Here is a 25050-nt window from a genome sequence, read left to right on the forward strand (position 1 = left end):
CAACTACACTACTTATTACGCGTATTCGACCTCAGTCGTTTTTTGATCCGCGCACTTCGCGGATACGATTGCGGCCTGCATACCGCATTCAGCTTTTTGACAAGGAGAAAAAAGATGTCAAAAGGGCACAGCTTACAAGACCCTTACCTCAACGTATTGCGCAAAGAGCGTATCCCGGTTTCTATCTATCTGGTAAACGGCATCAAGCTCCAAGGGCAAATTGAATCTTTCGACCAGTTTGTGGTGTTGCTGAAAAATACCGTCAGCCAAATGGTTTACAAGCACGCTATTTCCACTGTTGTACCGTCCCGCGCAGTGCGCGTTCCCCTGTTGAACCCAGCCGCACAGCATGGCGGCGAGGGCAATGGTGAAGGCGGTGAGCGCGAATCTTTCAGCTGATTGAGTTGCGCTTAACGAGACTCGCGCCCCGTTACCGGGGCGCAAGCAGCCGAGTGAATCCGGAGTTGGACTTGCGGCTGCCATTTCAATCTAGGGAGCCAGATAGGCGCCCATTTCCTCATATAGAGATTTCCCATTGTTTTTCGATCGACCGGAATCTGGTGAACTGGCAGTACTGGTACACCTTGAACTCTCCGCTATAGACAGCCCCGATGATCCTCGCGAATTTGAGGAGCTGGCCCTCTCTGCCGGAGCCGATCCGGTCAGTTTTATTTTTGGACAACGTGCCACTCCAGACCCTAAAACTTTTGTTGGTCGAGGTAAGCTGGAAGAGATTCGCCAGGAAGTGAAAGAGCAGGGTGCTGAGCTGGTGATCTTTGATCACACCCTCTCACCCAGCCAAGAGCGCAATATTGAGCGTGAACTCAAGTGCCGGGTGCTGGATCGCACCGGCCTGATTCTGGATATCTTCGCCCAGCGTGCGCGCACCCATGAAGGTAAGTTGCAGGTGGAGTTGGCGCAATTGCGCCATATGACCACCCGCCTAGTGCGAGGATGGACCCATCTGGAACGGCAGAAAGGCGGTATCGGTTTGCGCGGACCGGGCGAGACCCAGCTGGAAACGGATCGGCGTTTATTGCGCGCGCGTATCGATTCCATTGAGAAGCGCCTGGAAAAAGTTCGCCGTCAGCGAGAGCAGGGCCGGCGTGCGCGCTCCCGTGCCGAAGTGGCTACGGTTTCCCTGGTGGGTTACACGAACGCCGGTAAGTCGACACTGTTTAACAGGCTTACTGATGCCGACGTGTATGTGCGCGATCAACTGTTCGCGACCCTAGACCCTACTATGCGAAGGGTTGAATTACCCAATGTCGGCGCCATGATCCTTGCTGATACGGTAGGTTTTGTTTCGCACCTGCCACACAAACTGGTGGAGGCGTTCCGCGCGACCCTGGAAGAGGCTGCGCAGGCAACGCTGCTTCTACATGTGGTGGATGCCGCCGCGGAAGATCGTCTGCACCTGATGGAAGAGGTTCAGACCGTACTGGAGGAAATTGGTGCTGCGGATATCCCGCAGCTGCTGGTGTACAACAAAATCGACCTGCTTGCCGACAGTGAGCCCCGCATTGACCGCGATGAAGAGGGGGTACCGCGTGCGGTTTGGCTCTCTGCGGTGACCGGTGCTGGTTGTGACCTGCTGGTGGAGGCGATTGCAGAGCGCCTGGGAGAGCAGATGGTACAGGGGCTGCTGGTGGTAAAACCACAGCAATCCCGCCTGCGCGCACAGCTCTACCAGATCAACGCGGTGCAGAGCGAACACTATCGGGATAATGGCGATTGCGAATTGCAGTTATTGCTTCCGCGCAGTGATTTCCAGCGTTTACTGGCCCCATTTACAGATGGTGGTGAAGAGCCGGAGTGGCTGCCAAAAGAGGCTCTTCCCGATGATAATGAGGCGCAAGAACACTAGCGCCAGCACATTTTCGTGTGGCCGATGCGGCCCCAATTGCGACAAACTTGCCTTCAGCAGAGGTCTGGCGGCAATATTTTGCCGGCGGGGAATGCTAGAATCCGCCGGAGTCAAAGCTTAAATGATCAGAGTTGGAGTAATTTAGATGGCCTGGAATGAACCGGGTGGTAACAACGGCAAAGACCCTTGGGGTGGCGGCGGTGGTAACCGCAATAACGATGGCCCACCGGATCTCGACGAACTGTTCCGCAAAGTCCAGCAGAAACTCGGTGGGTTGTTTGGTGGCAGTCCCAGTACTGGAACGGGCAACTTTCCCTGGATGCTGGTGATTGTTGTTGCCGTATTGATTTATGCAGGGCTTGGTATTTATCAGGTCAACGCCAACGAACAGGCGGTGGTATTGCGCCTTGGTAAATACCACTCGACCGAATCGGCCGGCCTGCACTGGAATCCACCGCTGATCGACAGTGTAACCAAGGTCAATATGACTGAGGTGCGTACCGAGCGCACCACCGGACAGATGCTGACCGAAGATGCCAATATCGTTGAAGTGGTATTGACCGTGCAATGGCAGGTAAGTGATGCGGAGTCTTTTGTACTGCGTGTACGCGAGCCGGTGAAGAGTCTACAGGAGGCCACTGACAGTGCCCTGCGCCACGTAGTGGGCTCTCTCACTCTGAACGGTGTGATTTCGCAAAACCGGACCCAGGTATCCACCGACACCCAACAGCGCCTGCAGGAGTACCTGGATTTGTACCAAACGGGTATCCGTATCGATGTGGTGAACTTGACTGACGCCAAGGCGCCCCGCGAAGTGCAGGATGCCTTTGACGATGTAACCAAGGCTCGCGAGGACGAGGTGCGTCTGCAAAATGAAGCCCAGGCCTACGCCAACCAAGTGATTCCGGTTGCTCGCGGTCAGGCACAGCGAATTATCGAAGAGGCCGAGGGCTACAAGGCACGCGTTGTAGAGAGTGCCCGCGGTGAGGCGGTGCGCTTCGAGAAACTGCTGTCCGAATACGAGCGCGCGCCGGAAGTGACCCGCGAACGCCTATACCTGGATGCGGTGCAGGATGTGATGTCTAACACCTCCAAGGTGATGGTTGATGTCGAGGGTGGCAACAACATGATGTACCTACCGCTGGATAAGCTGACGCAGGAGAGCACATCCCAGGCGGTCCAACGTAAAGACACCTCCCCGATCGTAATCGAAGAGGTCTACCAGCGTATCGTCGAGCGCCTGCGCCAGGATGCTGCCAGCAGCCGCCGCAGCCAGACTGTTCGCTAGGAGGTGATGGAATGAATAACAAGTCTTTAGGAATTATTGTCGCACTGCTGCTCGTCGTCCTGTTGGTTTCCTCCAGCGCCTTCGTGGTGAAGGAAACGGAAAAGGCCGTGTTGCTGCGCTTTGGTGAGCTGGTGCGCACCTATACCGAGCCGGGTCTCTACTTCAAGATTCCGTTTGCGGAGAAGCTGCGCAAGTTTGACGCTCGTATCCAAACTGTGGATTCAAGCCCGGTGCGTATGCTCAACAGCGAAAACAAGTTCATGATGGTGGATTCGTACGCTAAATATCGTATCTCGGATGTGAGTAAGTTCTACATCGCTACTCGTGGCGATGAGCGCAATGCGGTGCGTCTACTGTCTGAGCGGATCAACGATCAGCTGCGTAACCAGTTCGGTGTGCGCGACCTGCATGAGGTAGTCAGTGGTGAGCGCGATGAGCTGATGGCGGAAATCACCAAAAACCTGAATAAGGTTGCTCAGGGCGACTTGGGTGTGGAGGTGATTGATGTGCGCGTCAAGCGCATCGACCTGCCACCAGAAGTCTCCGAGTCCGTGTTCCAGCGTATGCGTGCAGGCCGTGAGCTGGAGGCAAGGGATCACCGAGCCAAAGGGCAGGAGGCCAGTGAGCGGATCAAAGCCAATGCCGATCGCCAAAAGGTGGTGATTGAGTCCGAGGCCTACCGCCAGGCCGAAGAACTGCGTGGTGCAGGGGATGCGGAGGCGGCATCGATTTATGCCGCAGCCTATACCAAGAACCCCGAGTTCTACCGCTTCACGCGCAGCCTGCAGGCTTATAGGGAATCTTTCCGCAGCAAATCCGATATGTTGCTGGTGGATCCGGATAGTGAGTTTTTCCGCTATCTGAAGGACCCTAAAGGGCAATAAACCAACTTGCGGGGCAAATGGCAGCGGATTATCCCTACCCCCCAGCTGTTTGCCCGAGGTCGTGGCTGTCCTTGCGACAGCCCTACCTTCCTGCCGGCAGTTGGTGCTAAAATCACGCAAACCGGGCCTCGCCCGGTTTTTTTGTGGAAGCCGACGCGCCTCATTAACTCTGAAAAGTCCGTTTCACCATGACTCAAGCCGATCGTTGGATGCTGCCGGATGGCATCGCGGAGATTTTGCCCGCGGGAGCTGTTCAAGTTGAAACCCTGCGCCGCCGACTGTTGGACCTCTATCATTGCTGGGGGTACGAGTTGGTGATACCGCCAATGTTGGAATTCACCGAGTCCCTGCTGGTTGGTATGGGGCGTGATCTCGACCTGAGCACCTTCAAGGTCACAGACCAGATTTCCGGCCGCACACTCGGTATTCGCGCCGATATTACCCCGCAGACCGCGCGTATCGATGCGCATAGTTTTCCTCGTGCGGGAGCTAACCGCCTGTGCTACGCGGGCCAGGTCCTGCACACCCGGCCACGTACCGCGATGGGCTCGCGTGCGCCGATCCAGATAGGTGCGGAATTGTTTGGCGTGGACAGCCTCAGCGGAGATATCGAAGTGATCTCCCTGATGCTGGAGAGCCTGCAGGTTGCTGGGGTAGAAGATATTTATTTGGACCTCGGCCACGTAGCGATTTACCGAAGTCTCGCCGAGGCAGCCGGGCTCGGTGACAGTGAGCGTGAAGAACTTTCCGCGCTGCTGCAGAACAAGGCCAGTGCCGATGTTTACAGCTGGGTGTCTGAGAATATTAGTGATTCACAGGTATCGGGCTGGCTGCAAGCTCTCCCCAGTCTTGCCGGCGGGCTCGACTGCCTGGAACGAGCCGCCACTCAGTTGGTGGGAGCGCCGCAGGCTCTGTTGGATGCTTTGTCTGATCTGCAGCAGGTCGCCGAGGCTCTGGGGCAGCGCTACCCGGCGGTGACCCTGTTCTTCGATTTGAGTGAAGTGCGTGGATACGATTATGAAACCGGCTTGGTATTCGCCGCTTACACACCGGGCCACGGGCAGGCACTCGCCAATGGTGGCCGCTATAACGGTATCGGTGCAGTATTTGGCCGGGACCGCCCGGCAACGGGCTTTAGTAGTGATTTAGTGGCTCTCAATACGCTGGGTACCAGCGCGATAACCGCTGAGGGTGCCATACTCGCGCCAGAGGTAAGTGGTCCCCAGGGCGCCGGGCTGTGGCGCGCAATTGATGAGCTGCGCGAGCGGGGAGAGGTGGTCATTGCCACTCTTTCCGATAGTGCAGAGAGCGATCTTCATTCGCGCTGTGATCGCGAGCTGGTATTCGAGGGCGACTCCTGGGTGGTTAAGCCCCGGGATTGAACAAAGGCGGGCGCAGCGGATGTGCCAATAATGTGCCTATATTGGTGCGGTGAACCCCGCAAGATTCATTGATGTAGGGGCCTCTCGGCCTCCTGCAGAACGAAACCTGAGTTAGAGATTGATACAGATGGGCAAGAATGTAGTAGTGCTGGGTACCCAGTGGGGCGATGAAGGCAAGGGTAAAATTGTCGATTTGCTGACAGAACAGGTCTCCCTGGTGGTGCGCTTTCAGGGCGGACACAACGCCGGCCATACCCTGGTGATCGACGGTGAGAAAACCGTACTGCACCTGATCCCCTCCGGTATCTTGCGCCCCAGCGTGACCTGCCTGATCGGCAATGGTGTGGTGCTGTCACCGGAAGCATTACTCAAGGAAATGTCTGAGTTGGAAGAGCGCGGTGTCCCAGTGCGCAAGCGCTTGCGCCTGTCCCCGGCTTGTCCTCTGATTCTGCCGGTGCATGTGGCACTGGATCAGGCCCGTGAAAAGGCGCGCGGTGCCAAAGCAATCGGTACCACCGGTCGCGGCATCGGTCCCGCCTATGAAGACAAAGTTGCCCGCCGCGGTCTGCGCCTCGGTGACCTGTGTAACTGGGAGAACTTCTGCAATCAGCTCAAGGAGCTGATCGACTACCACAACTTTGCTCTGACCGAATACTACAAAGTCGATCCGGTGAGCTACGAGGACACTCTCGAGCAGGCCAAGATCTGGCGTGAGCAACTGGTGCCGATGATCATCGATGTGGCCGACCAGCTGCATAAAGCCCGCGAACAGGGTGAGCACATCCTATTCGAGGGGGCTCAGGGTTCCCTGCTGGATATTGACCACGGTACCTATCCGTTTGTGACCTCCTCCAACACCACTGCTGGCGGCACCGCCACTGGTTCTGGTTTTGGCCCCCTCTACCTGGATTACGTACTGGGTATCACCAAGGCCTACACCACCCGCGTTGGTAGTGGCCCTTTCCCCACCGAACTCGACTGTGAAGTAGGGCGTCATCTGGGTGAGAAGGGGCATGAATTTGGTGCCACCACCGGGCGCCAGCGTCGCACCGGCTGGTTCGATGCGGTCGCCGTTCGTCATGCTATTCGTATCAACAGTATCTCAGGCTTGTGTCTGACCAAGCTGGATGTGCTCGATGGTCTCGAGGAAGTGAAGATCTGTGTCGGTTACCGCAACAGTGCCGGAGAAGAAGTACCGGTACCTTTCGACGCCGCCGGTTGGGAAGGGGTAGAGCCTGTATACGAAAGCATGCCTGGCTGGACAGAGAATACCTTCGGGGTGCGTCGTGAGGCGGACCTGCCGGCCAATGCTAAGGCCTATATCGCCCGTATCGAGGCGCTGGTGGGTGCGCCGGTAGATATTGTTTCTACAGGTCCCGACCGCAACGAGACGATCGTTCGCGCCTCTTCCGCTCTATGCGAAATGGGAATCCATAACGCGAGCGTATAAGCCTCTAAAGCCTGCTTGTGAATCTACGGTCAAATCCTGGCCTTGCTATTTTTAGTGAGGCCTTTGATCATTAGACCTGATTCAAGTTATCGGTCGAGTGGTTTTGAAGCCACTCGCTACCAGAATTCAATCGGGCCAATTTATGACCTCTTCCGTTTCCGTTGCCAGCCGCTATAGCTTTGCTGAAGAGATTGCCAATAGCGTAACCCACGGTATCGGAGCCGTTCTGGCTATTGCTGGTTTGGGTGTTCTCACTGGTTTCGCCGCACTGCGTGGGGATGCCTGGCATATCGTCAGCTCCAGTGTCTATGCCTCTACCCTGATTCTTTGTTTCCTCGCTTCGACTCTTTATCACGCCGTCAGCCATATAGGCGCTAAGGCGATATTGCGAACTCTGGATCACTCCTCAATTTTTCTGCTAATTGCCGGCACCTATACGCCCTTTACTCTAGTGACCCTACGCGGGCCCTGGGGCTGGTGGTTGTTTGGCATTATCTGGGGCTTGGCACTGCTGGGCCTGATTATCCAGTTCACTCCCTTGAAAAAGATCCGTGCACTGTCGATTACGCTCAGCGCCTTGATGGGCTGGGTGGTTATCGCTGCAATCAAGCCCCTGGCGAATAGTCTTGAGACCGGTGGTCTATGGCTGTTGGTGCTAGGGGGGCTCTGTTATACCGGCGGTATTGCTTTTTATTTGTGGCGCAGCCTGCGTTTTCACCACGCTATTTGGCACCTATTTGTGCTGGCTGGCGGTATTTTGCATTTCTTCGCCGTACTCTTTTACGTCATTCCCTGATTTTGTGGCCCTGGTCACAGGGCCTCGCCATCACCAGAACTTCCTTTCGACTCCACTGTCCCCATTAATGACGGATCAAGCGGATGACACCATTGGAGAAATCCGCCTTCCGGAAGAGAGAGGCTCGTTCTAACCTTGTGCGAGCGAAATGTCGTGTCAAAGGTACTCCCATGCCCAAATTGCAACGGTTCCCCGCACTGCTCTATGTTCTTACCCTCTGTTTGACGTTATTCACTCTACAGGCTCAGGCTGCCGATAAGCCGGACCCGGCTTTTGAAAAGTGGGTAAAGGAGTTCCGCCAAACGGCCGTTAAGAATGGGATTTCCCCTCAGGTTTACGACCAGGCCTTTAAAGGCATTACCTCTCCTGACCAGTGGGTGCTGGATAGAGCCAGTTACCAGCCGGAATTCAAGGCGCCGGTGTGGCAGTACTTCGACAACCGTGTGCAAAAGCGCGCTATCGAGCGGGGCAAGCGGGAAAAAGAGAAGATGCAGCCCTGGCTCGATAAAATCGAGAAGCGCTTTGGTGTGGACCCCAATATCCTACTGGCAATCTGGTCGGTGGAATCGAGCTTCGGAGGCATTCTTGGCAATGAGACGGTAATGCGCAGTGTAATCCGCTCTCTCGCGACCCTGGCCTATGCAGATCCCCAGCGCAAGAAGTTTGGTCGGCAGCAGTTGTTGGCGGCACTGAAAATCCTGCAGGCCGGTGATGTTGAAGGTCAACACCTGCTTGGATCTTGGGCAGGAGCTATGGGGCACACGCAGTTTATCCCCACCAGCTACCAAGCTTATGCTGTAGACATCGACGGCGACGGCAAGCGTGATATCTGGAATTCGGTGCCGGATGCACTGGCTACCGCTGCCAATTTACTTTCCAGTAATGGCTGGCAGAAAGGTAAGCCCTGGGGCTATGAGGTCACCATTCCCGCCAAGAAAATGCCGGGCGGCAAATTGACAGTTGCGGAGTGGGAAAAGCTCGGAGTCAAGCGCGCCAATGGTGAGCCCTTTCCAAGTAAGAAAGCGGTGGCGGAGCTGAAGCTGCCTGATGGGCGCAATGGTCCGGCTTTTCTAGTATTTAAGAATTTCTTTGTACTCAAGCGTTATAACAACTCCGATCGTTATGCTATAGCCATTGGTTTACTTTCGGATCGTATTGGCGGCGGCGCGCCGCTGGTGAAAGACTGGAACCGCCCATTTACTCCCCTCGATGGCAGTCAAGTTGAACAGTTGCAAAAACTGCTGAAGCAGAAGGGTTTCTACAGTGGTGAGATTGATGGTAAAGCTGGTCCGGGAACCCGAAAAGCGATAAAGGCTTTCGAGAAGAGCGCCGGTGTGGAGGAGAAGGGCTTTCCCAGTAAAGAGGTATTGGAGTTGCTTCAGAAACAGTAGGGCGCCTCTAGAAGTTCTCATCCGGTAGTAGGCTGTCCTGCAATAACTCGAGGTTTTCAACTACCTCCTGGGGTTCGTGGAAATAGGCGATGTGATACATCGCCTCTCCCTCCTGCACCAGTGGGATGTTCTGCTTGCCGATTATGATTCCCTCGCCATTACTGCGTACCTGGTCTAGTTCATTGCCATAGGGGTCGGCAACAGTGGCGAGCAGGTCACCTGCGTACACTTGATCACCAAGCGCTTTAAGGTGGGTGGCTATGCCGCTGTCGCCGGCTCTTAGCCAGCCACTGCTACGAGCGATAAAGGGCTCTATCAAGCTGCGTCTGCGCCTTACCGGGAGCATACCCAGATGCCTGAGAACGTTAGTCACTCCTTTCAGACCAGCGCGAATGCACAACTCATCAAAGCGCAGGGCTTCTCCTGCCTCATACAGGAGGATTCTCACTCCCCGATCTGCGGCCGCCTGGCGTAGGGAGCCATCGCGAATCGATGCATTCAGCAATACCGGTACACCGAAAGCCTTGGCCATGGCACGGGTCACATCGTCGTCGAGATTGGCGCGTATCTGGGGAAGGTTACTGCGGTGGGCGGCCCCGGTATGCAGATCAATGCCGTAATCGCATTTGGCCACTATCTCACGTAGAAACACATGGGCCATTCGCGCAGCCAGGGAGCCTTTGGCTGAACCGGGAAAGCTGCGATTGAGGTCGCGGCGATCGGGTAGGTAGCGGGTGTGCTGGAGCACACCGTAGACATTGACCATAGGTACGGCAATCAGGTTACCGCGAAGGGATTTTAGACTGCGGCTCTGAATCAAACGGCTGATGATTTCGATGCCGTTCAGCTCATCGCCGTGCACGGCCGCACAGACAAAAATCGTGGGACCCTCCCGTTTACCGCGCTGTACATAAACGGGTATGGCCATTTCTGTATTGGTGTAGAGGCTGACTACGGGCAGGTCTATATGGCGGGATTCCCCCTTGGCCACTGCGATACCGCCAATTTCAAAGTTCGGGGATTCTTGCATGGTTATGTTCGCAATTGAGAGCTCTAAGTTTAGGGAATAGAGCAGGCCAGGATGGGCCCCTGTGAGGGGCGCCAGTAGGATTTTAGAGCCTGATTAGCGGCATATTGGACGTAGTGTGAGAGAAAATCCTTGAGCCGTTCAGCCACATTTGCAGGGCGGGATTCCAATATCCGGAAGTGGTGTACCATAGACCAGTCTCAATATCGGCGATCAAGCCGATACCGCGCCAGGGGCCAGGGGTTTGTCCAAAGGCTCTGCCATTTCTGTCCTCGGCATCTTTTCCCTGAGACCATTGCACCGTGCCCTGTGCGTCGAAAATAGCCAGCGGTTTTCCCTGTGAGTCAGTGTGATAGTACTCACAGCGGCCGGAGCTCCAGTGGCAGAGTACGGATCCGTTTAAGGGGTGTGTTATCCAATGGCCGATGCCGCGGGATTTACCATCGATCTGGTGTGCTTCAGCCCAGATGCCCAGGCCACTCCAACTGCTGGTGACCCGGCGCTGGCGTGACGACTTGCGATGGGTGCAGGTTTTACTCAGACGGCGCCCGAACGGGTCATAGCGGAAATGAGTTTTAAAATCGCCGCATTCTGCGGTGCTCATCAGCCCCCAACCGTCGTACTGGTATTGATAATCTCTGCGCCCGGGAATTTGCCGCTCGGCGACCACGTTGCCGCGCTTATCCCTGTCAATTTGTGCCTGGGGAAACCCGGTCTGGCGTATTGGAGTAGTGAGCTGTAGCGGGGGGCACTTATCAAATTGCCAAGCGAGGGCGAGTCCACTTTCCAGGCTAAAAGGGCTTCCAAACCGATGTTTGACTATACTGCGCACCTCTCCCTGGATATGAATAGTGTTTTGCTCTTTGAACTCACTGCGCAGCACCGGCTCGCCATTGCCATCCACACCGTAAAGCGCGCCACAGGGTGTGAGCGTGTAGGCCAAGTCGAGGTTGTCGGAGCTGGCGCTTCTCAACCAGCCGCGTGAATCGTACTGATACCTCAGGCTGAAATCGCGCACGTCACTGCTGTCGTGGTTCTCGGCGATAACCCGGTTGCGTCGGTCGTATTTAAAACGGACAGATGAATGTAAATTGTTAGCTTGAATCAGGCGTTTTTCAGTATCGTAATGGAACTCATTAATTTGGCCATTATTATTGCGTATGCTGGCGAGGGTGCCTCTGTCGTAATAGTGGAAGTACCAACGGCAGTCGTTATCACAGTATTCACTCAGGCTGCCATCAACGCTGTAGTTCCAAGTGAGTTGGCGCTCGTCCGGGGTGCGGTGGCTGATCAGTTGGCCGAGTCCATCATATTGCCAGCAGTAATCTCCGGTGGGGGTTTGCAGCTGGGTCAACTGGCCCTGGGTATTGTGGTGTAAAGCCCATTGGTTGCCATCGGCGAAATGTATCTGGCAAATACGGCCGCAGCTATCGTAGTCCCACTGCAAGCTTTGGCTGTTACTGGCATGGATGGCGTGGGGTTGGCCACGCTCGCAGTAATCGATTCCATATTGGTAGCTGCCTATGTGGGACTCGCGTAATTCGCCGGTGGGGCCATAGCGCCACTCACGCCAAGCTTCCCCATTGACGACCAGCGTGGTCATGCGCTGCCAGTGATCGTATTCGAAACCCCACTGCTTTTCCCCTCGGCGAATCGTTTGTAACTGCCCCTGGCCATCCCAGGTAAACTCAATGCAGCCGCCCTCGGGATCTGTAATTTGCGTGAGCATACCGCGATCGCTATAGAGCAATTTCCACTCTTGCTGTTCCGGGTCGATAATTGCCTGTGGCCGTCCCTTGTCGCTGTAAGTGAACAGCCATGATTGTTGTTCACTTAACTGTACTGCCTGTGGGTAGCCGTCTTCACTGTATAAATAACGCTTGCTGTTGCTCCCTTCGGTGATGCGCCGCAAGCGGCCAAATTCATCGTAGCGGAAGAAGGAATGCTGTCCATCGGCATTAATCTGCTGGCATAGATTCCCGTAGCAGTCGTAGAGCCAGCTTTTTTGCCGCTGCCCTTGACGCTCTTTGGTGAGCTGGCCGAACTGGTTGAAGTGCAGCTGTTGTGGAGTTCGCTCAGTATTTTCTACCTGGCAATTCCCACGGTTGTGTTGCCAGGTTAATAATGTTACCGATTCCTCTTGTATCAGCCTGTGGCAGTGCCCTTGCAGGTCGTATTCAAATTGACGCTTGCCACTCACACCGCTGTGCGCTTGCACAAGCAATAAATCGTGATAGTGATAGCTCTCCAGATCATGATTACTGTGGACTTCGGTTAGTAGACCGCCCTGGAATTCATAGCTGCACAGATTGCGCTGATCGTCGGGAGCGTGGTTATTCAGCAGTTTGGTAAGGCGCCCGCCGCGGCTTTCGAAGTCGAGTACCCGCCCCCAGGAGCTGACAATTTTTCTGGGTAACCCTTCGCTGTAATCAATGGTTAGGGAATTGCCGAACTGATCTCGAATCTCGGTAAGCGGGAGTGCACTGTTGACTCCATCTGCGCGAAAAATTTTATCGGGCTCATTAAAGGTGGAGAGTCGATAGCTGTGCAGACTCTGCCGGAATAGCAGCAGTCGTTCGAAGCGGTTATAACAGCCGTGCCCAATCGCGGGTAACTGGAATTGAATCTTGCGGCCTTCGGCATTAAACAGTTCTACTTGGTTATCCTGCACCAGTAACTGTTCGCTCAGCGAATGACGCCAGCCAGCTCCAATTCCACTGTCTTCATCGATACTAGAGCGGTAGTATCGTTTCCAAGAAAATGGCAGTGGCCCCGGTATTGTGAGGTCCACACATTCGAAATTCAGTTCGCCGGTTGCAATGATTACCTGTTCGTGTACCCGACGGCACCGGCTAAGAGCGGGGACATGAGTCCCTAGTGGGTTGGTACCGGGAGTATTAATAAATTGAACTGGGCCCTCATTGACTCCGGGTAACAGCTCGACTTCAGGTGCAGCTGAAATTGTATAGGTGTTGACCTCGACAGTAGGTGGTTCTGGCCACAGAGGTCGGTGGTGGCCGTCAGTAATTTGGGCCTCGGGAAGTTCTTCAATAGCCTCCACCCAGCGATAGGCTGCCGCAGGATTTCCCTGGGGGAAGGTGGCTGTGGAGGGGCTTAAGACTTTGAGCAGGTTGGGGACCAGCTGGGTGAGACGTTCCGGTGTCATTCTTCAGCTTCCGGCAAACAGTTTTATCGTTGCGCTTTTCTGATAGTTACATCTGGTGATTTTGGTCTTTGGGTTGCGCTCTGCTCTTGTGCGAGTATCTGCGCTGCGGGTTGGGAGGAGTATTCAAGAATACCCGCACTGATATTGTCGCGCCCTCCCATTCTGTTGGCATCATCAATAAAGCGATAAACACATTCCAGAGCAGGGCGGTGAGTGGCAAGCACTCGCTCAATCGCATGATCGTCCAAATATTCAGTTAAGCCATCAGTGCAGAGTAATAGCAAAGCGTTCTCTGTTAATTTCCAGCTATTAATTTCTGCTTCTACAGAATTGGAAACGCCCAAAGCGCGGGTTATGTGATTTCGTACACTGGATTGCTGTGCCTGCTCCTCGCTTATTTGACCACTGTCTATCATTTCCTGAACAACACTGTGATCGCGTGTAAGGCGCTGTAAGCCGAAGTTATTCCATAGATAAGCGCGAGAATCACCAATATGCGCGACGATCAGGAAATCGTGCCACATAACAGCGACAACAATTGTTGTTCCCATTTTTGCAAAATGCGGGTTGGTATTTTTTGTGTTTAGGAGGGCGTTGTTGGCACTGTTGATAGCGTCGATCAAAGTCGCGCGTAAAATCAATTGTTGTTGCTCGGGTGTGCAGGAGAGGAAGGTATGTTTTAAAAGGTCTTCTAAATGGAATTGAACGGTTTCTGCCGCTATTTTGCTAGCTGTGGCACCGCCTGTGTATCCCCCCATACCATCCGCTATCACGATATAGGCGAAAGGTTGGTCGGCGCTGGCATACCAGCGAATACTATCCTCGTTTTCCTCGCGAACTTGACCAATGTCAGTGCGTCCGTTGACCGCCAGACTTATCTGATCCATGTCTGGTGCAACTCCCCTTTATTTAAATAGCAACAAAATGCAGCGTAACATGATTACAACCACTAACCAGAGTTCATGTTAACTTGGCAGTAGACTAAGTTTGAAATTTTTTTCCCTGATTTGCGATAATAAAACCTTTATTCATCACTAGAAAGGCATTGCGCCTTATAAAAAAGGATTTGCTGGCAAAATGCCTCGTTTGCCCAGGCTCAATCTAATAGATATCCCTCAGCATATTGTGCAAGTTGGTCACAATAATTTGCCGTGCTTCTTTGATGAGGAGGATTATCAATATTATTTGATTAGTTTGCGCAATGCTGCTGATCAGTACCATGTGGATGTGCACGCATACGTCCTACTGCCCAATATGATTCAGATTATTGCCACCCCGAGGGTTCCAGATGGCATACCTTCAATGATGCAATCTCTAGGGCGTCGTTACGTACAGTTTGTCAATCACCGTTACAAGCGTTCCGGCACCATTTGGCGAGGGCGTTATAAATCCAGCTTGATTGACTCCGATGCCTACTTGCTGACCTGCTACCGCTATGTGGAACTGCGCCCTCTTTATTTGGGACTTGCTGACTCACTGGGAAATTATCAGTGGTCAAGTTTCAATCATCATGTAAACACTAAGCATGATAATTTGATTAAAGATCATCGTTTATATACCGACTTGGGTGAAAATGCCGGGCAACGTGCACAGGCTTATCGCCAGCTTTTTCGCTATAGCTTTGATAGCCGGCTACTGGATTACATCGCTGAAACCATTAAGTTGGGGCATGTTCTGGGTGGAGATGCTTTTAAAGATAAGATTGAACAAATCGCCAATCAGAGGGTTCGTCCGCTGAAAAGGGGACGACCAAGAAAGTCGAATAAAATCGAAAAACAAGTAGTGGAAACCAAATAGATAAAAACGCATGATGAGTACAAGGGGTTTCGTTGTGCTGCGTATTTTTTTTACCTGTGGATAATTAACTGTGAGCAAAGCCACTATAGCTGCCGGATTTCAAATCCACGGCGATAAAAATAAAAAGGAAGAAACCATGGACCATGGCAGTGATATTCTAAAAGTCGCAATCTTGGGCGATTTTAGTGGTCGCTCCAGCCGTCGTCAGTGCGAGCCTGAGACTATTGCTCAGCGCAGGGTATATGTGCTGAACCGGGATACTTTTGAAGGAGTATTCAGTGATCTTAGGGTGAGCCTGCAGTTACCGGTGATGGATGAGCCACTGCAATTACCTTGTTTCGATGATTTACACCCGGATTACCTCTACAGCCGTCTACCGCTTTTCAAGCATTTTATAGCGCTCGGTCAACGCCTGCGTGATCCTGGCCAATTCCAGCAAGCCGCAGAGGAGATTCGTCAGTGGAAACCGGAGCTGACTGAAACCGGGCAAGAGGCTGCGGATTATTCATCTGAGCAGTCAATCCTCGATGAGATTCTCGCGGCGGGTCGCGAGCGCCTGGCTAGGGAAAATGGCAGTGCTTTCCAGGTGGATCAACTGATTAGGGACATTGTTGCCCCCTATGTACAAAAAAGCGTGGATCCCATGCAAGGGGAGTATTTAAACGCCTTGGCCGAGGCGACCTCTGACACTATGCGCAAGGTGATGCATCATAGTGATTTCCGCCAGTTGGAGGCGAGCTGGCTCAGTCTGCATTTCTTAATGAGGCGACTAGACGAACACCCAAATTTGCAGCTGCACCTGATTGATGTCAGCAAGGAAGAGCTGCTTGCCGATTTTGCCAGTGCTGAGAGCGATCTTGAAAAGTCTCAGGTTTTTAAATTACTGGTTGAGCGTGAAACAGTCGCCGGTGACCGTCCCTACAACCTCGTGTTGGGTGACTTTTTTATTACGGACGAGGAGAGAGATCTGCATCTGTTGATCGATCTCTCCACTATTGCGGAAGCGGCTGGAAGTACTCTGCTTCTCGGAGGGGACACCAAACTGGCCGGCTGTCCCAGCTTGGCAGGATCGGTTGATCCAGATGATTGGTATTATCCTTTGAGTGAGCGCTTTGCCGAAAGCTGGCAGGCGGTACGGGATTACTCCGCCAGTGAGTATGTTGCACTGGCCGCCCCCCGCTTTATGTTACGGCTGCCATTTGGCCGTGAGACCTCCACCACTGAGCATTTTGATTTTGAAGAACTAACCCCCGATCAGGGCCACCAATACTATCAGTGGGGTAATAGTGCCTATCTGCTCGCCTTGGCTATCTGTCAGGGTTTTTCCACAACCGGCAGATTCCAGGCTCCCACCTCTGCAACCTATGAAAGCCTGCCTTTGCATCTGCGTAAACTGCCTCAAGGACAGTGGATTACCCCCTGTGCTGAAGCGTTGCTTACCGATCGTGCAGCAGCAGAGTTTAGTCAGGCGGGGTTGAGTACTATGCGCTCGGTACAGGGCCGCGATCAGATTGTCCTCCCCAGTTTGAGATCTCTCGCCGGTGGAGAATTAAAAGGGCCCTGGAGTTAAAAAGTATTTCCCGGTCACGGCATTCTCTGTAGGCCGGGTTTGAATTTCTTGTGTGGAAGGCCATTGTGCCCGAATCATTTTCGCTCTCTTTGGTAGTTTGTGTCCCAGCGGATGAGCGAAGTACAACAACTGTGTGAGTCAGGAAGACATGGATCTAATTCTCTCAGTATTGGCCGACCCCGCAGGGGCCAATATGCTCAAGCACACCAAGCTGTTCACTAAAGATGGGGGTAGTCTGGGGCGCTCTGCTGATAATTACTGGGTGCTACCCGATCCCGAACGTGTTGTCTCATCTCAGCACGCGCAAATTTCTTTCAGTGATGGGCAATTTTTCCTGACAGATACCAGCACTAACGGTACCTATCATAACGATGGCGATAACCCGCTGGGTAAAGGCAATAAACTCCCTCTGAGCGAGGGGGATATCATCAATGTGGGTGAATATCGCCTCAAGGTGACGTTGCGACAGCCTCAGGCCGAAAGTGACCTGCCAAAGGGATTGGGCAGTGCCGATTTTCTCGATACTTCCGATCGCACCACCTTCAATGCCAGTGCTATGGCCAAGATGCAGAGCCAAGCGGAGGCAAAGCAGCTGGATAACTGGTTGGAACCCGGTGGCAGCAACGATATTTCCCAGTCTGGCGAATGGGGTTACGTCCCACAGAGTAGTCAGAGTGCTCCCGCGCAGGATGATTTACTGGCTGCAGATCCGGGTCCACTGGACCCCATGTCGGCTTTTGAGCAGCCTCAGTCTTTCGGATCGTCAGATGTGCAGGGACTCGGTTCATTTGGTAGCGAACCCCAAGGGCAGGCGGCGCCAGGGCAATGGTCCGATGATGAGTGGTGGAAAGATGGCAGTGCCCAGGACCATGTGCCGGCAGATCAACACTCTGTGCAAATTGCTCCACAAACTCCGGCCCAGTCATTTGAGGCTCCTCCCTCCACACAGCCTCAAGCACCTCAGCCGCAATCTTTCCAGGCGCCAGCTCCGCAACCCCAGGTAGCTCCTCAGCCTCCGCTTGCGCCCCCATCACAGCCAGTTGCCCAACAGCAGCCCCAGTTCGCCCCAGCGCCAGTGTCACCACCCCCGGTACAAATGCAGCCACAAGCCCCGCAGGCTCCACAGGATAATCCTTTTGCGGATTCTTTTGCGGCAATACAGGGACAACAGGTAGCGGGCGCACCGGGCTTTGATACTGCACAGGCGCCTCCTGCAAGCCCTATGGGTTTTGCCTCTCAGGGGCAGAGCTTTTCCCAATTGCAACAACCGACTCCTGTTCAGCAGAGCCCGGCGCCTGAAGTACCGGTAGCGCCGGTGCAGCCAGCCCCGGTTCCTCCGGTATCCAGTGTGCTGGCAGCAACGCTGGGCCTGAATATGAATCCCGGGCAACAACAAATAGCCGATCAACAGGCCGCGGAGATCGTCCGCGAAACGGTTTCCCGCCTGATCGACCTCCTACGTGCGCGCAGCAGTATCAAGAATGAGCTGCGTGTACAGCGCACTATGATCCAGACAGAGGCGAATAACCCACTGAAATTCAGTGCCACGGAGAGAGATGCGTTGGAGGCGATGTTCGCCGGTAATGGTGCTTTTTTACAGCCCAAGGAGGCGGTGCAGGATAGTTTCGATGATCTCTCCGATCACCAGGTCGCGGTGCTGGCGGGGATGCGCGCTGGTTACAGTGCGATGCTGCAGTATTTCAGCCCGGACAATATTGAACGTCGCCTGGGGAATACCTCTGGTGTATTCGGCAATAAGAATGCAAAGAAATGGGAGGGCTTCAGCGCGATGTATCGGGAATTAGTGGGCGATCCGGATGCTTGTTACCGCAAGCTTTTCGGTGATGAGTTTGCTGTGACTTATGAAAACCAGTTGTCTGAGCTGAAGAATGCCAGACAGCTGAAAAATTAATAGATCGGAAGAGGGAATTGGTCGTGTCCATAACAAAGTTACTGAAATTCACCCTACTCGGAATACTGGTAGTTAGTCTGGCAGCGTGCCAAACAACTAGGCGCACCCTGAATCTGGATACCAGTGTCGAGCTCTCGGTCAACATCCGCAATGACGTCAATCCGGATGATGATGGTCGTGCATCGCCGGTGGTAGTGCGCGTGTTTATGCTGGCAGACGACCGCCAGTTTGCCCGAGAGGATTTCCTTAATCTTTATGAAAATGCGGAATCCCGTCTCGGCAAGGATCTCCTAGATACCGTTATCCTGAAGGAGTTCGCACCTGGTGAGCAGCGTGTGGAAGAGCTGCCTTTGACTCCAGAAGTGAAGTACATCGGTTTATTGGCAGAATTTGTGCAGTATCAAAAAGCCGATGCACTCATGGTGCTGCCGATAACCGACCACAAAAAGAATAGTTATCAGATTGCCTTGGCCGACACGCGTATCGGCACACCCGATAATATCGCCAAGCGACGCCGAGGCATTGTTTCACCGCTATCTCGCAACGATACCAGTGGGAAGAAGGGCGACACGGTGACAATTTCCAGTGAAGACTATGACTTGATGAAGAAGCGTCTTCAGGAAGCGGAAAAATCTAAATAGAGCGTCGCTCAGCACAGGTTTAATTAAGCCCACTTCAAGTGGAATTGGGTTTTACAAGGAAGACATATGTCGGTTAACAACAAGGTGATCTGGAGTGAGGGCATGTTTTTACGCCCTCAACATTTCCAGCAGCAGGACCGCTATCTCGAACAGTTAGTTGAGGCTCGCACAGCTTCGCTAGGGCCCTATACCTGGGGTGTGGTGGAGCTGGCGATCGATAGTGAACCGCTCTCTATGGGGAAGATATCGCTATCCCGTGTACGTGCGATATTTCCCGATGGTACGCCAATTCTTGCACCGGAAAATGAAATCCTACCGGATGTCCTGGATGTGCCGGTTAACACCCGTGATGAGATCGTCTATCTATGTGTACCGATGAAGCGTCCCGGCAGCCAGGAATCCATCCGTGACCAGGAAGATTTTCCCCAGGCGCGCTACCAGACAGCAAACTTCGATGCGCGCAATAGTGCCGCAGCCTCCGGGGAGTCTGCCCGTATCCAGGTGGGCAAACTGCGAGTGTGTCTCAAGCTTGAGAGCGATGATCTCAGTGGGTACGCGTCTATTGGTATCGCTAGAATACGCGAACGCCAGCCGGAGAAACCGGTCGAGTTGGATTCAGACTATATTCCGCCGCTATTGAATGCAGAGACTTCAGCGGTAATCAAAGCCTATATCGAAGAGGTTAAAGGCCTGTTGGATCACCGCGGCTCCGCGCTGGGACACCGCTTGAGTGATAGTGGCCGCAGTGGCTCAGCAGAGATTGCCGATTATCTGTTGCTGCAGGTTATTAATCGTTTTGAACCTCTATTAAAACAGATCACTGCTCAGCCACGCCTACACCCGCACAGTTTGTTTGTGGAGTTACTGCAATTGGCTGGTGAGCTGTCGACATTTACTTCATCGACCAAGCGCCCGCCGGAAATCCCCAGTTACTCGCACGAAAACCTACAACTCAGCTTTGCTGGGTTGTTTTCAGCCCTGCGCCAGTCGCTCTCAACAGTTCTGGAGCAGACTGCTATTGCCATGGAGTTGGTGCAGAGAAAGTTTGGTATTTATGTGGCCCCGGTTTCCGATCCCTCGCTACTGAAAACGGCCAGTTTCGTGATGGCCGCTAAAGCTGATATGCCCGGCGACCTGTTGCGCAGTCGTTTCCCCACGCAGGCCAAAGTGGCGCCAGTGGAAGCTATCCGTGAGTTGATTTCCGCTCAGCTGCCGGGATTGTCATTGCGCCCCTTGCCAGTGGCGCCGAGACAAATTCCCTATCACGCGGGTTTTACCTATTTCGAAATGGAGCGCAGCGGTGAGCTGTGGCAGGCCATGCAGAGATCTGGGGGCTTTGCGGTGCATCTCGGCGCGGAATTTCCGGGGCTGACCATGGAGCTCTGGGCCATAAGGAATAACTGATATGAGCAACGACAGCTTCAGCCCTCCACCGTCGCCCAATGCAGGTGACAGGACCGTAATGATTCCCACTCCAGGTGCCGCAGCTCCGGTGCAGTCTGGTTCATCTGCACAGCCGCAGTTCTTTGCCAATCCCGGCAGTTCAGCGGATATGCAGATTCGCAATAGTTTGAATCCTCTGGTCTCCGCAGCCTCCAAGCTGCTGGGGGTGATTATCAAGCTGCGCACAACCATGAATCACTCCAATGTGCCGGATCTGCACAAGCGGCTGACCAAGGAAATTCAGGCATTTGAGCGGGAATCCAAACAGCTGGGCCTGGCCCCTGAGGCAGTGCTTACCGCCCGCTATCTGCTGTGTACCGTTGTGGATGAAGTGGTGTTGACTACGCCCTGGGGTACGGCGAGTGGTTGGAGTCAGCACTCGTTGCTCAGCCTGTTCCACAAGGAGACGTTTGGTGGTGAGAAATGTTTTTCCATTCTGCAGCGTATGCTGGAAACCCCTGCTTCCCACCTGGAGTTGTTAGAGCTCTTTTATCTTTGCCTCAGTCTCGGTTTTCAAGGCAAGTATCGCTTGGTGCAGCGGGGCCACGAGCAGATTGAGCAGATTCGCGATGAGCTTTATCGGACCATAGAGCAGCACAAATCAGCAATGGACCGCGATCTCTCTCCCCACTGGCAGGGCTGTGTCGAGCGCAAGTCGGGCCTGATTCACTACATGCCTTTGTGGGTGATTATGAGCGTCGCACTGGGGTTGTTGGTTGCCACCTACAGCGGCTATCGCTGGTGGCTTTACGAAACGACTACCCCTGTGGCTGACCGAGTAGTGGAATTAACAGGCAGTGACAGTGAGCCCCCGCAAGGGGAAGGGTGACACTCGGACCGAATTGATCCGGTGCCGATTGAGCCCGGGAGATGGAGCTATTCATGAAACGCTTGCGCGACTTTTTTACCAACAAATGGGTGCTTGGCATTATCGGCCTCGCAGCCCTGTCTGTTCTGATTTGGTTTGGGGCGGACTACATCAAGTTTGGCAGTGATAACGCCACACTGTCCCATACAGTTCGCATTACCATCATCGTTTTTATTTTCGCAATTTGGTTGGTGTGGAACCTGAGCCAGTGGCTGGTCGAACGGCGCCAAAACCAGGCTCTGATTAAGGGCATTGAAGAGTCTCAGGAGAGTACCCAGGATCCGGATGAAGAGCATTCCCTCGAGGAGCTTGAGGCTCTATCGGGGCGTTTCCGCGAGGCCATGGATGTATTGCGCAACGCCCGCTTTAAGTCAGAGAAGGGCAAGGTGTCCCTGTACCAGCTGCCCTGGTACGTCATTATTGGTCCACCCGGCTGCGGCAAAACTACTGCGCTGGTAAATTCAGGATTGGAATTTCCCCTGGCGCAAAGCCACGGTAAAGAAGCCCTGGGGGGAGTTGGCGGCACGAGAAATTGCGATTGGTGGTTTACCAACGATGCAGTTTTGATCGATACCGCCGGCCGTTATACCACTCAGGACAGCCACCGGGTTTACGACAACAGTGCCTGGCGAGCATTCCTCGGATTATTGAAACGCTATCGTCGTCGCAGGCCGATTAATGGTGCCCTGGTTGCCATTAGTTTGCAGGACCTGATGGTACAGACCGATGAACAGCGCCAACATCAGGCCAAGACGATTCGTTCGCGAGTGAATGAGCTCCAGCAGGAGCTGGGAATACGTTTCCCTATTTACCTCACCTTTACCAAGTGTGACTTGGTAGCGGGCTTTAGTGAATTCTTTGATAACCTTTCACAAGCCGAGCGCGAGCAGGTCTGGGGTATGAGCTTTCCCCGTGAAGCCAATGCCACTGTCGGCGCGCCGTTGGATAACTTCAGGGCCGAGTTTAACCAGCTGATTGAGCGCTTAAATCAGAGAGTGTTGTGGCGTGTGCACCAGGAGCGCAATGTTGAGAAGCGCGCACTGCTGCAGGGATTTCCCGCCCGCATGGAAAGTTTGTCGGATATTTTAGCGGACTTTATCAAGCAGACCTTCGAGCCAAACCGCTATGAAACTGTGCCTATGGTTCGCGGTATATATTTTACCAGTGGTACCCAGGAGGGCAGCCCGGTAGACCGTATGATGGCTTCGGTAACAGCGGATTTTGGCCTGGAGCGCAGTGTTGGGCCCAAATTCCAGGGGGTTGGAAAAAGTTTCTTCCTGAATCGCCTGCTCAAGGATGTGGTATTCCCCGAAGCTGAATTGGTGGGAGTCAATCGCAAGGTAGAGAGCGCTAACCTGTGGTTGCGCAGAGGGGTATATATCACTTTAGCTGCGGCATTTGTGGGTTCGATCTTTCTCTGGAGTGGCAGTCTCGCATCCAACAAATTGTCCATGGGTGAAGTTAATGACCACCTGGCGGCCTATGAGCAAGCCGAGGAAAAGCTTAAGGACAAGAGGCCTACACCGGCGAATGTTTTGCAGATGCTTGAACCCTTGCGGCAGGCGACTTCGGTGTATGACCGCGAGGAGCACCCCTGGATCTCCAATCTGGGCTTGTATGACACCCGTATAGATCAGACGCTGGATAACCTCTATCGGCAAAAGCTTGAAGAGATCTTTTTACCGGCGCTATTGCGAGATATTGAAAGTAACCTCAGCCGCTTGGGGAGTGATGACCCTGCACTGGTCAGTACCCTCAAAACCTATCTGATGTTCTTCAACCCGGACAAATTGGACATCACGACCGTTGAGGGCTACTACAGCGCCCGCTGGGAACGCCAATTACCCGGCGAAGCTCAGGAACAAGATAATTTACGCTACCACCTCGATCAATTGTTGGCGCGTCCAATACCTGAAAGTGTTCAACAAAATGAGCGTGTAGTGGCTCGCGCCCGCCAACAGCTGCGACGCATCCCTGTGCCGCAAAGGCTGTTTGCGCAATTACAAAATAGCGATCTTGGGCAGACCTCTGTCGACTTGTATCAGGAAATCGGCGGTGATACTCAGCAGGTGTTTGGTGTGAGAGCTGGCGATTCACGCTTTAGTATCCCCTTCCTATATACCAAGGCGGGTTATAAGGACGTGGACTTTGGTGCAGATTCCCAGTTGATGACCACTATGGCGGATGAGCGCTGGATCTACGGTGGGGAACTCAGTGGTGAGGACTTTACCGAAGCCGACCGGGCGAAACTCGGCGAGGATGTAAAGCGTATTTATCTGGGGGAGTATCTTCAGCACTGGCAATCCTTCCTTGGCGGTTTCAGCATTCGCAGATTCAACAGCACTTCCCAGGCACTTGAGGTTCTCTCAACCCTGTCAGACCCCATTTATTCCCCATTACTGGCAATCACGGAAATTACTTCGGATAACACACGCCTGACATTGCGACCGGAGCTGTCGGTGGATGCCAAGGGGGTGCCATTACCGGTATCCAGTACAACTCGCCGACTCGGTGGTGCGGCACTGGATAGCGCAGCAGGGGCGTTGAAGGACCGCTACAAGCCTAATATTGTCGATGTGCGCTTTGAGGAAATACAGCGCATTACACAAAGCGAGAAAGGCAGACCCGCACGGGTTCAGGAGTATCTCCAGACTATCAATAAGATTCAGGAATATCTGACTGAAATTGACAGTGCTCCAGACTCCAATGAAGCGGCGTTCGCCAGTGCCAAAGCCCGTTTTGCTGGGGGCGGCGATGCGATTAAGCAGCTAAGAGTCAAAGCGGCCAATGCGCCGGCGCCTTTTGATAAATGGCTGACCGAAATTGCTGACAGCACTTGGGCTCTGGTTATGTCGAAAGCCAAGGGGCATCTAAACCGGGTATGGCGTGAGCAAGTTTATCAAAGCTACGCCAGCAGCCTGGCAAATCGCTATCCGCTGCGCAGTGACCGGGACCAGGAAGTACCAGTTATTGAATTTAATCAATACTTCAAGCCTGGGGGGATTGAGCAAAAGTTTGTTACTGAATACTTAAAGCCTTTCGTCGATACAAGAAATTGGAAAGTGAAGTATGTGGAAGGGCAGGGTATGAGCCTTTCAATTGAAACGCTGTCCCAGCTGCGTAGAGCGGAGAAGATTCGTAAGACCTTCTTTAAATCGGGAGAAAGCGCAGCTTATTCTTTCCGTATAGAGCCAACCAAGCTGGATTCCAGTGTGCGCCTGTTTGAACTTGAGCTGGGAGATCAGCGTGTTCCTTATTCGCATGGCCCCAAGACCAGTAAAAAACTTACATGGCGCGGTGGAGAGAGTAATCGGGTGCGGATTATCTTTGAAGATCTCAATGAAACCGTACACCGTAAACATTTCGAAGGAGATTGGGCTTGGTATCGACTTCTTGCAAGCTCAGATCTTGAGACAGGGCGAAGCAATGCGGAGCGTTTGGTGACCTTCTCTGAAGAAGGGCGGAAAGCACAATTCAAACTAGTGGCTTCGAATGTAAATAATCCTTTCGATCGCAGTTTACTGCGTGGTTATCGGTGCCCGGAGACTCTGTAGTAGGGAGTGAGTGA

At 53.5% G+C, this 25050-nt stretch carries 18 protein-coding genes; 15 read left to right on the forward strand and 3 right to left on the reverse strand.

What is annotated here, in order from left to right:
- Positions 1–114 precede the first annotated feature (114 nt).
- The 8 genes from hfq (at position 115) to ACJJIO_RS11235 (ending at position 9058) form a co-directional block, all read left to right on the forward strand.
- Positions 115–399, forward strand: a complete 285-nt coding sequence (gene hfq, locus ACJJIO_RS11200) for an RNA chaperone Hfq (RefSeq protein ID WP_020413623.1) — start codon at positions 115–117, stop codon at positions 397–399.
- Positions 400–535: 136 nt separating this feature from the next.
- A complete protein-coding gene (gene hflX, locus ACJJIO_RS11205) occupies positions 536–1867 on the forward strand; it encodes a ribosome rescue GTPase HflX (RefSeq protein ID WP_252084206.1) in 1332 nt (443 codons plus the stop codon).
- 145 nt (positions 1868–2012) lie between these two features.
- The gene (gene hflK / locus ACJJIO_RS11210) at positions 2013–3155 is read left to right on the forward strand and encodes an FtsH protease activity modulator HflK (protein ID WP_444908521.1); all 1143 of its coding nucleotides are present in this window, start codon (positions 2013–2015) and stop codon (positions 3153–3155) included.
- Between the two features lie 11 nt (positions 3156–3166).
- A complete protein-coding gene (gene hflC, locus ACJJIO_RS11215; RefSeq protein WP_252084208.1) occupies positions 3167–4039 on the forward strand; it encodes a protease modulator HflC in 873 nt (290 codons plus the stop codon).
- Between the two features lie 188 nt (positions 4040–4227).
- The gene (locus tag ACJJIO_RS11220; protein ID WP_444908522.1) at positions 4228–5421 is read left to right on the forward strand and encodes an ATP phosphoribosyltransferase regulatory subunit; all 1194 of its coding nucleotides are present in this window, start codon (positions 4228–4230) and stop codon (positions 5419–5421) included.
- A 127-nt stretch (positions 5422–5548) separates the two neighbouring features.
- A complete protein-coding gene (locus tag ACJJIO_RS11225) occupies positions 5549–6871 on the forward strand; it encodes an adenylosuccinate synthase (protein ID WP_444908523.1) in 1323 nt (440 codons plus the stop codon).
- A gap of 142 nt (positions 6872–7013) precedes the next feature.
- Positions 7014–7667, forward strand: coding sequence for a PAQR family membrane homeostasis protein TrhA (trhA, locus tag ACJJIO_RS11230; protein WP_252084211.1), 654 nt, complete (start codon positions 7014–7016; stop codon positions 7665–7667).
- Positions 7668–7837: 170 nt separating this feature from the next.
- Positions 7838–9058, forward strand: coding sequence for a lytic murein transglycosylase (locus tag ACJJIO_RS11235; protein ID WP_444908524.1), 1221 nt, complete (start codon positions 7838–7840; stop codon positions 9056–9058).
- A gap of 7 nt (positions 9059–9065) precedes the next feature.
- Here ACJJIO_RS11235 and ACJJIO_RS11240 read toward each other — a convergent pair whose 3' ends face one another.
- The 3 genes from ACJJIO_RS11240 to ACJJIO_RS11250 all read right to left on the reverse strand — a co-directional run bounded on the left by ACJJIO_RS11240 (position 9066) and on the right by ACJJIO_RS11250 (position 14138).
- Entirely contained in the window at positions 9066–10088 is a 1023-nt protein-coding gene (locus ACJJIO_RS11240; RefSeq protein ID WP_444908525.1) for a succinylglutamate desuccinylase/aspartoacylase family protein, read from the reverse strand.
- Between the two features lie 82 nt (positions 10089–10170).
- Complete coding sequence (locus tag ACJJIO_RS11245; RefSeq protein ID WP_444908526.1) at positions 10171–13251, reverse strand: DUF6531 domain-containing protein; 3081 nt, start codon at positions 13249–13251, stop codon at positions 10171–10173.
- A gap of 23 nt (positions 13252–13274) precedes the next feature.
- Complete coding sequence (locus ACJJIO_RS11250) at positions 13275–14138, reverse strand: Stp1/IreP family PP2C-type Ser/Thr phosphatase (protein WP_252084215.1); 864 nt, start codon at positions 14136–14138, stop codon at positions 13275–13277.
- Between the two features lie 190 nt (positions 14139–14328).
- Between ACJJIO_RS11250 and ACJJIO_RS11255 the strand changes: the two genes are divergently transcribed.
- The 7 genes from ACJJIO_RS11255 (at position 14329) to tssM (ending at position 25036) form a co-directional block, all read left to right on the forward strand.
- On the forward strand, positions 14329–15048 hold the full coding sequence (locus tag ACJJIO_RS11255; RefSeq protein ID WP_252084216.1) for a transposase: 720 nt from the start codon (positions 14329–14331) through the stop codon (positions 15046–15048).
- 70 nt (positions 15049–15118) lie between these two features.
- Positions 15119–16618, forward strand: coding sequence for a type VI secretion system contractile sheath domain-containing protein (locus ACJJIO_RS11260; RefSeq protein WP_444899260.1), 1500 nt, complete (start codon positions 15119–15121; stop codon positions 16616–16618).
- Positions 16619–16751: 133 nt separating this feature from the next.
- Positions 16752–18530 (forward strand): type VI secretion system-associated FHA domain protein TagH, encoded by a 1779-nt coding sequence (gene tagH / locus ACJJIO_RS11265; protein ID WP_444908527.1) that lies wholly within the window; start codon positions 16752–16754, stop codon positions 18528–18530.
- 23 nt (positions 18531–18553) lie between these two features.
- Positions 18554–19171, forward strand: coding sequence for a type VI secretion system lipoprotein TssJ (gene tssJ / locus ACJJIO_RS11270; protein ID WP_444887806.1), 618 nt, complete (start codon positions 18554–18556; stop codon positions 19169–19171).
- A gap of 66 nt (positions 19172–19237) precedes the next feature.
- Positions 19238–20575 (forward strand): type VI secretion system baseplate subunit TssK, encoded by a 1338-nt coding sequence (tssK, locus tag ACJJIO_RS11275; protein WP_444908528.1) that lies wholly within the window; start codon positions 19238–19240, stop codon positions 20573–20575.
- A 1-nt stretch (position 20576) separates the two neighbouring features.
- Complete coding sequence (icmH, locus tag ACJJIO_RS11280; RefSeq protein WP_444891546.1) at positions 20577–21443, forward strand: type IVB secretion system protein IcmH/DotU; 867 nt, start codon at positions 20577–20579, stop codon at positions 21441–21443.
- Between the two features lie 53 nt (positions 21444–21496).
- On the forward strand, positions 21497–25036 hold the full coding sequence (gene tssM / locus ACJJIO_RS11285) for a type VI secretion system membrane subunit TssM (protein WP_444908529.1): 3540 nt from the start codon (positions 21497–21499) through the stop codon (positions 25034–25036).
- Positions 25037–25050: the final 14 nt, after the last annotated feature.

The sequence above is a fragment of the Microbulbifer mixtoriginis (SeqCode) genome (assembly GCF_052467235.1).